Genomic DNA, 12,173 nt, shown 5'->3' with positions numbered 1-12,173 from the left:
TGTAGAATGTTATTGTTATATCTGAATATTTAGATTCTCTCAACACTCCAAATTTCTCTAATTAAATTATGCAATGCGATTGTTCTTTCCTCAATTCCTTGCTTAAAATCTAAAAATGGTAAAAAGCCAAGGGTTCGTAAAAAATTATCTGGATCAACCGCTTCGTAAACTTTTGGGATGATAATTTTATTCAGGTTGTCTTCTTTTCGTAATTTGTTAATTTTGGAAGTCGAGGTCACACCCATAAATTCTATTGAAACAGGGTTTGGAATAAGCACGAAGTTCCCTATTTTTTTCTCAGTTAAATAAAACGACTCTTCATTTTCGAAATGTTTTGAATATTTATAATATTCCCAAATTACCGGTGTAAGAACATATCTATTATATTTCCTTGCAGCCATTAGGTCACTCATTTCCAAATCTTTATTCTCAAATACTTGCCGCTCAATAAATAGATGGCATCTGGCTAATAAGTAATGAATAAATTTTCGATTACCATTGTTGTATGTGAAATCTTCTAATTCTAGAAAAGTTTCTTTACTAGATTGAATTCTTTCTTTAAGTATAGTTTTCAATTCTGATAGACTTTTATTCCTAATATCTTTTACAAGGGTGTAAATGATGTAGCGTAAAAATGACTGCGCGTTACTCTTGTAGTTGACGGCTCTTGTTATTATAAGAATATCAATAAATTTAGAGACGGCTTTTAATTTGGATACGATGGTTTCTTCATCATCCAATTTATTAATGGCGGACATCAGTAGAGGATAACTTAAAGAAGACGCTATGCCATAGTAAGACGTAAGGTATAGAGTTTCGAGTTCGTCCGTATAATTATTTTCATAATATTTGATACGCTCATATATTGTTGAATAAAATTCAAAATCACCTTTAATAAAATAATAGTACGCATTTGAATTTGTTAGTCCTATTCTTTTATGATTGTCCTTAACCCATGTATGAAATCTTGTTCCTATTTTTTCAAAATCTTCGTTCTCCGCCCCTCTAGAAGCACTTCTTATCGAATCGGCGTATTGACTTCTAAACCAGGCTCTAATAAACTCCAAATCTTCCTGTGGTGAGTACTTATGAAGGTTGGAAATTTTCTCCTTCCATATATTATTTAGTTCCTCAATTTTATCAGCCTCTTTTAAGTGTGTTAATAAATAACCTTTAAGCATTTCAGTTGGAGTAAGATTTAAACCGCGGTCATTCATTGTCTCAAAGATAGTGTAAGCATTCTCGTCGGTGAATGCAAGTATCTCGACAAACACGACTTTTTCTTTTAACCATTCTATAAATAATGGGAGTTTGTCAGATTTTAATTCATCGGAAAAAATGTTTTCAATATCGGAATATCGATCATACATATTTCTTATTGACTCGTCTGACTCTTCCGTTAAATCATAGATTTGATTGTTAAATAGTGCATCTAAAATTTTTGTTCTGTCAGGAACTTCGATATTATAACTTCGGCGCCCACTTTTTCTCGAATATATTAATGAAGTAATATCCTCAGGGTCTATAGAATTCTTCTGTAAGTTATTTAAATAAATTAGCAAAAGAGTGATGGAAGTTAATCTTTGTTGACCATCTACAATAGAACGGTTATTGCCCTTTTCACAAATTACAACTGGTCCTAAGTAATACGAATTGTATCTTGCGGCGACATCCGAAATCAAGTCACCGCTTTCATAATTCGAAAGAAACGAAGCTTCTAAATCAATCAAAAGTTGCTCAATGTGCTTATACTCCCATTTATATTCGCGCTGGAAATAATCTACAATATATTTATTTTGAAGCATTTCAAATAGCTTCCGTGCGTTTGCTTGGATATTATTGCTTAAGCTCATTAGTCAAGGGATTTGATTAGTTGTTTTAACATGTAAAAAGCGGGTTCGTAAATTTTGAGGTTATCTTTACTAGGCTGTATTTCACCGTGAAAGAGGATACAGCGAATATTATAGAGTACTTCGATAATTGCCTTGGCCAACAAGGGTGTATCATTTGTAAAAAGAATATTTGAAATTGTTTGCAAAGATTCATTCCTCCTAACAACAAGTAGCGATTCTTTTAGCTTCGGATTAACCTTTTCCAATCCCTCAAGGATTATATTTTTGTTCGTAAGTGATAACTGCATAAAATCAGCATCTGCAATAAGGTGTGACTTATCATACTTAGTATGATTGTATAAGAATATATTTCCACCGCTTGGATTTAAAATGTCTACTCTGATGCGATAATTGTATGGTTGAACAGGACTAATAATTTCCACCTTATAATTATGTCCTCGGTAAGACTTTATGTAGGAAGTGGTGGGATTAGTTCGGAAGTTTAACGACCTAAAACTGATGTTATCAATAGCATTTGGCACTTTGTAGCTTTCAAGAAAACTATAAAGTTTAACTAGGTTATTTTGAAAGATTGTCGAGTCCTCGTCCGAATTCTGTAACAAGGAAATAATGCGGGTCGTGAAAAGATTGTTATCAACTTTCATCTCTTCCAAAATCGGACGGTCTTTATTCCTATGTTGAGGATAATTGTTGCAATACCATGCATTAAACGGCAGCCAAGATTTTATAAACAGTATTGGGTATTCAAACTCGCCGTTCGCTATAAGTAACCATCTATCTTTATGGTCAACAAAATTATTTGCCATTGAATATATTTTTCATTAAGAGGATATTTATAAAGCCATTCTAGACCTAAGGTTATCAATATTAAATTCTACTCTCAATCCTGACGAGATCTGATGCTAAAATGCTTTGTATATAGTCTGATATTTTCCCATAATTAAAAGTGATTTGAGCTGGTTGACTGGTATCTTTCATTTTTAAATATTCAATGAAATTTTTTACAGTTTGAACACGGTGTTGCAAGTTGCGCTTCCCGTTAGTGTCAGAGAGGGGAAAACTTTCCTTTATATTCTCAAAGGATGTAACATCAAAAACGGGAGTGTCTTGAAGAACAAGGTCAAGATAATGAAATCTTCCACAAAGTTCTCTGTAATAATAGTAGCCTTTTGAGGTGATGGCGATGTTGCAATCAAAGGGAAGGCTATCCCATTCAATATCGCTTAACTGCTCATCAGTATCAATAAGATTAGACTTCAGAAGCCTGTGAATACATTCATTAATAATATTATTTCTATAACCAAAGGATTTAAATTTTTCGTGAAGTTCGTTTAAGGAAAGATATTTATTTATTACACCTCCAGCTTCTAGCCGATTCACTAGGTCGCTCAATATATAGAGAGATAGAAAATGATCATCGCTATCCGTTGAGGGAATAAAAACGTTATTGACTAAACTCGTCTCAGAATCATAGTATAATTTGTTATTTAATCCAATCGCTTTTACAAACTCGTGAATTGGGATAGTTTGTGTGGTCTGACCTACAAGTCGAAATCGTTCGCGAACAATTTGATCAGAAACATTGGTATGGCCTGATATCAAAAATTGCTTAAAAACTTTTAAACCTTCTCTTATATTAGGATAAGTTGTATAATTTAGATAATCAATAAGAGTTGAGTTAGATTCAGAAAATAATGAATTTTTAAGTCCTGATAAAAATTCTATAACTGCTTGGTTAGGAATAGTAACATTCATTCCCTGTTCATTATAAGCAATTGTGTTACCAGTTATTTTAATTTTTTCCAGTGTATAATCAATTCGTCTTTGAAGAACTTCAGAATATTTCGGTGCGGTAATGTGATAAACATTACTTTCATAAGCGTCAAACGGAGGGGATGAACGCCATTTATAGTAGTAACCCTCTCTTAAAGAAATTATAGTTCCACAGTAGGATTTCCGAGAGAGAGAATGTGCAAACAGAAAAGCATTTTCTTGTATTTGATTATTGTACTGATCTGCATTGTCAATTATAACAACTAATCGCTTTCTTCTTTCTCTGATGAAGTATCTATTCAATGCGACCAGGTGTTCTAATTTGTTTGCCGTGACTTGGGTTAGATAATCAGAGAGTTTTTCTTGATACGTTTCATTATTATGCTCTTTGAAATGTTGCCAAATCCCCATGTCGTTTTCCCTTATCTCTCGAAAATACACTCTTTTTAAGATTGTTGCAGAATATAGTTCTAATTCGGGAAATTTATCATTGATAAGAATGAGAATTTCTTTAGAAACATTTTCAGGCTCTAAGGAATTGCCGGAATTAAAAAATTTTCGCAAATCTAAATAGATTGGAAGGTGATCACTATCTGTATAATCATCAGATATAAATAAGTGGTTTATAAAGGTGGATTTTCCTGCACCTTTAGATCCTACAATCACGATTGGTTTTGGAGGAATCAGGTTTTTGATGTTAATTTCATCACTATTAATTTCATGATTTATCTGTTTGCGAATACTATGATAATTTACGGCCGGAACAACATTAGAAAGTTGAGGAGCTTTATCTGCAAAAAGCCTCTCTATTTCTAATCTATTTTTTTTTGTCTCCTGATTTTCCACAAAACAGCGCTCAATTAATTCCATATCATTTTCACTTTCTTCGGAAAATATTTCGCCAAATATTCTTTCAATCAAGGGTGTCAATGCTGCGCTAAGGTCATTTCTCACCAATTCTTTGTCACGGTCAATAAGGGTAGATACTACGGTACGAGATGACAAAGTAGATTTCGGAAAGTCGTACTTAAAACCTCCATTTGACAAGATAGAGTGTTGGGATAAGTTTTCGTAAAATTCTACGAACCGTCTTTCAATGTCATCGTGACCATCAAAAATGAGACATCGATTTTCCTTCCAAGAGCTTCCATCCACATTAAATAACTTGCAAAGAATAAATTGCCTGCCATTAGTCAAAAGACCATATTGAATCCCTTTATCTACCGAATATCCACGAATTTGATCGAAAAGTTCCTGATTACTCTTATATAAAGAATTTATCTTCGCTTGGTGATGACTGGTCGGAATTAAAATATCACTAAATGTTCTTTTTGCTTCGATAATCAAATTGATACCTGGGGCTGATACGTGGTAATCGAAATAACCTGAGTCGACCTTTCCCTCTCTCCTTATATTAGACTCTTCCCAGCCGAGGACTTTAATTAACAAACTATCTATTAGTTTGGAACGAGTATCACTTTCATTTAGGTCCTCACCTTTATAGAGATCGATATTTTCTCTAAAATTTTGAAAATTTACAATGGATGAATCAATGTTGCTCATACTTTGGATAAAATTAGATTTCGCGATTCTTTTAAATACTGTTACGGCTTTTTACAACTTCTTACGTTCCCTCACACAAACATCTCCCCCAACAACCCCTTCTTCCACATCTCCACCCCCGCAATCTCCTTCCCAACCAACGCAATCTTATCATCAATTGCAGAAAGGAAATTAGCGATTTTGGTTTGTTCTTTTGCCGTCGGCAAAGCAACAATTGTTTTTAACAATTGCACTTTTGAAATGTTGTATCGGGTACTTCCTTGTGCTAGTTTAATAACCTCATCTCTAAATGATTTGCTTCTGAAAAGAAATTGCGCAAATTCTGGTCTTAATTGTTCTAAAGAATTAGGTCTGAAGCCAAAACAAAAGCTGTTTAAGTAGAGTTCATCAACGTTTTCTAAAAGTACGGACGAATATGCAACTTCATTAGCTGTTTCTGAAGAAGTCGTAAAGAAAGTGTCACCGTACCTCACTGAATTCTGATTTTCATTTTCTTTAATGGCAACGTAACCAAACCTTCTTGAATCAATTTTAGAATCATCAAAAATCTGCTTATATTGTATGTAAGGTTTTCCTTCTCCAAAATCTTCACCACTTTTTCCGGAAAGTCCACCGTAAGTAAAACCAATTTCCGACAAAGCTAGGTTCTCCCACTCCCCAAAATCCCCACCATCATCATCCTTAAACCGTACCTCCTGACTAAAGATTTGCTGCATCATCCCTTTTTTATATTTTTCTAAAAGGGTTTTCTTTTGCTTGAGGGATTCAAGTCTATTTTCAACGGAAGTTATTAATAGCGATATTTTTGTTTGCTCGTCTATCGAAGGTAATAGAATGTTTAAATTTTTTAACTCGGTTAAATCGAGTTTTCCTGCACCAATTCCTGTACCGGTTACCATTTCAAGTAACAATGGTTCATTAGCAATAAACCATGATAAAATGTATTTTGAAGTAGCGGATTCGATATCAACAACTATTGACTTTACATCTTGATTAAAAGCTACATCTTTCGTAACAATTCCAATTGGAATCTTATTAAATAGCATGCTGCCTCGAACAAGTAAAAGTAACGAATCAACTTTCGCTATCTTTGAACCTTTCTTTACACCTGCCTCCGACAACTTTAAATGGGAATTAGAATATTCGAGACCACGCATAGTTGATGCGCTTATCCATGGAATATTTCCATTCCAATATTGACTTTCGTCTTTAGGTGGCGTTCCTCCTGAAGCCCAAGTTGTAATATCGCCCAATTTCTTGAGGTCCCACTCCCCCTCAAACCCCGGAAACCGCAACCTCGGTACTAATTTTTCCATACTCAAAATGGGGTATTGATTCCTAATTCGGTACAAAAAGCCGCAATCGTTTTGTCTGTCTCGGCAATCGCCTGGTCCAGTGCCTTCAATTCCTGCGCAACGGCATTGATGTCAATCGTCTCCGCCTCTTCAAACGTATTCACATACCTTGGGATATTCAGGTTATAGTCGTTGGCCTTAATGGCTTCAAGTGTCGCGAGGGCCGAGAACTTGTCTACCACCGCACGGTCGCGGTACGTGTCCGCAATCTTGTCGATATGCTCGCCCCGCAGTACGTTCTGGTTCTTGACCTTCTCAAATGCCGCGCTGCCATCGATAAACAATATGTCATCCGGGAACTCCCGGCATTTCTTCAACACCAATATACAGGTCGGGATGCTCGTACCATAAAACAAATTCGCGGGCAGCCCAATGATCGCATCCACATAGTTGCGGTCCTCAATCAGGTATTTCCGGATATGCCCCTCGGCAGCCCCGCGAAACAGCACCCCATGCGGCGCAATACACGCCATGATACCGTTGTCGTCCAGTTGGTGCACCATATGCTGAATAAACGCAAAGTCCGCTTTGCTCTTAGGTGCAAGCTTTCCATATTGTGAGAAACGCTCGTCGTTCATAAACAGCGGGTTCGCACTCCACTGTGCCGAGAATGGTGGGTTCGCCACAATCGCCTCAAACTTATAATCCAAATGCTGCGGACGCTCCAGCGTGTCCTCATGCCGTATTGTAAAGTCATGGTAGGACACATTGTGCAAAATCATATTCATCCTGGCAAGGTTATACGTCGTACGGTTCTGCTCCTGTCCGTAAAAATGCGCGACTTCGGTAACTTCTTTGGCAACACGCAGCAATAACGACCCGGAACCGCACGTAGGATCATAGACAGATTTGAGCCTGCTCTTCCCCGTCGTCACAATTTTCGCCAATATAGAAGAAACTGCCTGCGGCGTATAAAACTCGCCCGCCTTTTGTCCCGCACCGGCAGCGAACTGCCCAATCAGGTATTCATACGCATCACCCAACACGTCGCCTTCGGTATTGTCCAAATCAAAATCAATCGCATTCAGCGCCGTAATGATCTTCACAATGACCTTGTTCCGGTCTGCCACCGTACGCCCGATCTTCGTCGAGTTCAAATCGATATCATAGAACAGGTTGTCAAAATCCTCTTCAGATTCTGAGCCCATCGTGCTTTTCTCAATGTTCTTCAGGATGCGCTCCAGGTCTTCAAGGATAAAGGTTTCCTCGCTCTCGTCATCATCTTCTTCCTGTGTTTTCTTCGCATTGCCCTTGGTCGCGAGACTGCTGAACAAATCCGAAGGCTTCAGGAAAAACCCAAGTTTCTCAACCGCCGCATGTTTCACGGCCTCGATATAGTCGCTTTGCGTGTCTTCGTTAATCGTAGTGTATTCAATATTGTCAGGGCGGAGAATCTCGTTCGCGTATTTCTCCATCTTCTCAGACAGGTATTTGTAGAATATGAACCCGAGCACATAATCCTGGAATTGGTTCGCATTGATCTTGCCACGCAATATATTCGCGATGTTCCACAGCTGTGCTTCAAGGAGCTTTTTTTGTTCTTCAGACATTATTAGGGTTTGGTTTAATTAAATCACCGCTAAAAGTAAACCATTGGGGCAGGAAAAACAATGCAGCAGCGAAATTAATCAGTGGGAAATATACGATTCGGTTGAATGCCAAAAAATACCCTGTAGCGGGTATTTTTTTCAAAAAACTGATTTAATACATTTCAGCCGGAATTGCCCAGCACAAGTTTCAAGAAGCGAGTTCCCTAAAAACAATTAAGAATGAGAAAAATTATACTATCCATTTGCGTGCTCTTCATTTATGGCAGCACATACGCCTTGCCTGTCTCAGCCGCCGATCCATCCGCTGAAAATGCGCTGATTGAAAATAAGATCAAAGACTATCAGCAGGAAGCGGACAAAAAGCTTGACGATAGGTTTGCCGTGATGGAAGAAAAATTAGAAATAAGGAAAGAGAATCTGGAATACCGGAATGATTCTTTAAACCAATGGCTTACCATACTTGGTGTAATGATTACTTTTTTCGGCATCGGCATTCCTATTTACGGAATAATTGTGAGCGAAAAAAACCGCAAGCGCATCGGTGAGCTAAAAGAAGAGGCAAACAGGGTAGTCACTCAGTTCATTGATGATTCTAAGTTGCGAATGGAACTTCTCGAAAAGGATGCTGCAGCTCGTATTGAAAATATGAAACGCTACGAAGAAAAAAGCAAAAAAATTATTACAGGCTTATACAAAGAAGCGGCACAGCCCAACCTGAGCGAATTGCAAAAAAGCATTCTGGTACATAAAGCTGAGGAAGTTCGAACTGATGTAAACTCTAACGAATATGAAAAGGATCTCGCGAATGCGCTAAAAATATATTTACAGCCGGACTATGCTAACGCAATAGTGGCTTTTCATGAAATCATTAATACTTATCCCAAAGAAATAAATGTAGAAAATCTGGTAAGCATCTACTATAAGATGGCTTATTGCTACGACGAACTGGAAAACTATGAAGAAGCAGTAAAGTACTGTAAAAGGGCACTCGAGTTCAAGCCCCTATACGCAGATGCCTGGAATACACTTGGGATAGTATATGATAAAATGGACAACAATGAAGAGTCAGTGGCAAGCTATAACAAGGCAATTGAAATTAATCCAACGGATACCTATGCCTGGACAAACTTAGGGGAGATATATTTAAAGTTACAAAACTACGCGGAAGCGGTACGGTGCTATAAAAAGGCAATCTCGTTAACTCCGGATGACGCAGAAAATTGGAACTATCTAGGATACAGCTATACTGAATTGGACCTTGATGAGGATGCTACAAATTGTTTTAATAAGGCATTGGAGCTGCGTCCCGATTATGTTGAGGTATGGAACAATTTAGGAAATATGTATGCAAAGAAGGAATTAAATGACAAATCAATTGAATGTTATCTGGAAGCAATCAAGATTGACAAAACTCATGTAACAAGTCATCTAAACCTGATTGAGGCATTGATAATAGAAAACAGATTATCGGAATGTGAAAACTATCTCGAAAATATCAAAGATAATCTCCATGATGATTTAGTGAACGCGAACTTTATCATTGCAGTTTATGCGACGTTAAATAATAATTGGAGCATGAGCGTGCAGGAAACATTTGAAAAGCTGCAGGAGATCGCGGACAATGATCCCGATAATATAGAGTGGGAGTTCGACGATTTGCAAAATTGGCTTTCCTCTCCCAGAAAATCTCCTCATGTGACAAAAGAGCAACGCGAATTTATCAATACATTAATTGGACTTATTGTCGAATGGCAGGCTACCGATTCTTAAAGTAATATATAGAAAAATCGCGCACTCCAATAATTTAGTTGAAATAGAATCGCATCAATAAGTAAGAGAAAGAACTCATGCCGCAAACACTTTCCCCTATGCGCGTGCTATTGTAAAGGCAATTTGGCGCATCGCGCCAATCAATTTAGCAAAGTTTCAGGCTAACTCAGGAACTGCAGACATCAGGCCTTGCTCCATAACGCCCACTGAAAAAAAATGCGCTCCACGTGGCATATTTTCGCTGCAGACTATAAATATCCATAGAGAAACAATGAAACATGTCGGATAAAAACGCCACTCATCGAATAATTTTTTAATACCCAAAACAAGAATGTATATTACGGTAGGTAATTCAGGATCCAGATTCAGGACTGTTTACGGATTAACAAACATTACGCAGGCTATCAAAAAAATTAAAATGCACAAATTAGAACAATTTTTATACTGCAATTCTTTGGGCTTTAAGGTGAAACCTAATCCCCCCGCGTAAATACCTCACGGTGAGTTGCAGTGATAAGTTTAAAACTACGATCTTATGACTACAACTACCAAACAACTTCAACATTGGGCATGTGCCCTGATTTTACTTTTTACGGCTTTCGGAAAAGCACACGCCAAAGACCGGCCGCCAGCCGCAAAGAAAAATCCAAATGTCCAAATCCAGCCGGATAGCATGCCTGCTGCAGATGACGATGAAATAGTTCAAATGCGGATAGACGCTGCAATTTCTAAAAAGGAAATTGAAGTGCTTGAAGAAAAGATGCGTTCACTAGAGAGCAGCAACGACCGTTTTATGGTGTTTGTCTCCATATTTGTAGCGTTGATTGCAACCATTGGCATTTATAAATACAATAAATCCATCGGCGCAGCTGAATCCAGATTCAGGGAACAGCTAGGGCATTACAGTGAAAAGCTGAACAGCGCCCATGAAAAGTTTATCGATATCCAAAAGGAATTGCTCGCCACGGAAAAGGAATTGGCCCTTGTCCGTAAAAGTGCTTTCGAACACGCAGACAATAAAAACGAGCGCAGCAAACACAGGAAAAACAAAGAGTTGCTCTAAAATGCAACCCAACGTTACGACGCTTGCAACATGCTGCGCTAAGGCTTTCCCCTTTAAGCGTGTTTAAAAACTAGAGTATGTCCTCTCGTCCCTTCGAGCGGGATGAAGCGTGCGGAAGCTAAGCTTCCGCCGTATCAAGAACCCCATACCGCAAACCTTGCCACAACGCGTCACCACGCCAACAGACAAACTCCCCCTCCCGTCAGTTCGAGTGTCGTGGACCGTGCGCCAGCAAAGGGCCACGACGTATCGAGAACCAATGTTGCGAAGACACGTCCCGCTTTGCACTTATTTAAACACCTACGGTAGATTCTGCCGTCCCTTCGAGTGGCATGAAGCGTGCGGAAGCAAAGTTTCAGCCGTATCAAGAACCCCATACCGCAAACCTTCTCACAACACGTCACAATAACACCACACGAACTTCCGTCCCGACACTTCGGGGCAATAGAGAGGGGTAGGGCGTGACGAAAAAACCACCCCTCCCACCAAAAATCCCCCGACAGCCCTGGGAACAAAATGATTAAAAAAGATACGCCCGTGGAATGTACTGTTCGTTTCACAATAGCGTTGGTTGGTTAATGGTTTGTTTTATAGCGCTTTGTTGTGTAGTACTTTTTCACAATCAGCAGCACAATACCCTTTAAAGGGTATTTTTTATAAATAGGATTTTTTTTATCTTTTCCGAAAATTCTAAATACTGTGGGCCAACCGCCAGCTACCATCATGAAAAAAATACTCCTACTGCTCCTCTTCGTTGGACTATCCGCCTCCTGTACCTCCGACGACGATCCCATCCTAAACGCGTCGATCACTTTAGGCACCGAAACCTACACCATGAACAGCGGCAACCTGTACTATGGGACGTCTTCCATTACGGGACTTCACACCGCCGAATTTATGATCACCCAGGGTGAAGGCCTGCCATCGCTGTTCATTCAGCTGAATAAGCCCGATGATGGGCAGTCGCTGACCGGGACCTACCACTTTGACAGGGAACAGCATCAGCCCGATTATGTCAGCGCAACCTTCAGCCCCAGCAATGACACGTATACCGTAATACAAGGGACGCTCGACGTCGAGCAGCTTGCCGCAGACCGGTTCCGTTTCGCGTTCCATAACAGCAAGGGCATGTCATTCAACGACAGCAGCATGCTGGAATTGGGCGGTACGGTACAGGGAGAATTTGTAGTATTTGAATAGCGCATTAGATCTTTGCCTTCTCGCGTCACAATACCACCAGACAATC

General features: G+C 38.8%; 8 protein-coding genes. 3 read left to right on the top strand and 5 right to left on the bottom strand.

Translation table 11 applies throughout. The annotated features are described in order from the left end of the window. Positions 1–29 precede the first annotated feature (29 nt). The 5 genes from CFE23_RS11565 to CFE23_RS11545 form a co-directional block, all read right to left on the bottom strand. Positions 30–1,853: a DUF262 domain-containing protein gene (locus tag CFE23_RS11565; RefSeq protein WP_291088166.1), complete on the bottom strand. Its 1,824-nt coding sequence runs from the start codon at positions 1,851–1,853 to the stop codon at positions 30–32. Further along, entirely contained in the window at positions 1,853–2,659 is an 807-nt protein-coding gene (locus CFE23_RS11560) for a hypothetical protein (RefSeq protein WP_291088163.1), read from the bottom strand. The genes CFE23_RS11565 and CFE23_RS11560 overlap by 1 nt, the downstream gene beginning before the upstream one ends. 61 nt (positions 2,660–2,720) lie before the next feature. Then, positions 2,721–5,189, bottom strand: a complete 2,469-nt coding sequence (locus CFE23_RS11555; protein ID WP_291088160.1) for a hypothetical protein — start codon at positions 5,187–5,189, stop codon at positions 2,721–2,723. 71 nt (positions 5,190–5,260) lie between these two features. Beyond that, a complete protein-coding gene (locus tag CFE23_RS11550; RefSeq protein ID WP_291088158.1) occupies positions 5,261–6,505 on the bottom strand; it encodes a restriction endonuclease subunit S in 1,245 nt (414 codons plus the stop codon). Between the two features lie 2 nt (positions 6,506–6,507). Then, positions 6,508–8,094, bottom strand: a complete 1,587-nt coding sequence (locus CFE23_RS11545; RefSeq protein WP_291088156.1) for a type I restriction-modification system subunit M — start codon at positions 8,092–8,094, stop codon at positions 6,508–6,510. Between the two features lie 219 nt (positions 8,095–8,313). On the opposite strand from CFE23_RS11545, the gene CFE23_RS11540 reads away from it, so the two are divergent. The 3 genes from CFE23_RS11540 (at position 8,314) to CFE23_RS11530 (ending at position 12,127) form a co-directional block, all read left to right on the top strand. Beyond that, positions 8,314–9,864, top strand: a complete 1,551-nt coding sequence (locus CFE23_RS11540) for a tetratricopeptide repeat protein (protein ID WP_291088153.1) — start codon at positions 8,314–8,316, stop codon at positions 9,862–9,864. Positions 9,865–10,399: 535 nt separating this feature from the next. Continuing rightward, positions 10,400–10,927, top strand: coding sequence for a hypothetical protein (locus CFE23_RS11535; RefSeq protein WP_291088150.1), 528 nt, complete (start codon positions 10,400–10,402; stop codon positions 10,925–10,927). 723 nt (positions 10,928–11,650) lie between these two features. Beyond that, positions 11,651–12,127, top strand: coding sequence for a hypothetical protein (locus tag CFE23_RS11530; protein ID WP_291088147.1), 477 nt, complete (start codon positions 11,651–11,653; stop codon positions 12,125–12,127). Positions 12,128–12,173 lie beyond the last annotated feature (46 nt).

The sequence above is a fragment of the Flavobacterium sp. BFFFF1 genome, from assembly GCF_002256285.1.
Classification (GTDB): Bacteria; Bacteroidota; Bacteroidia; order Flavobacteriales; family Flavobacteriaceae; genus Flavobacterium.
This window is presented reverse-complemented; position numbering and strand designations above follow the sequence as displayed.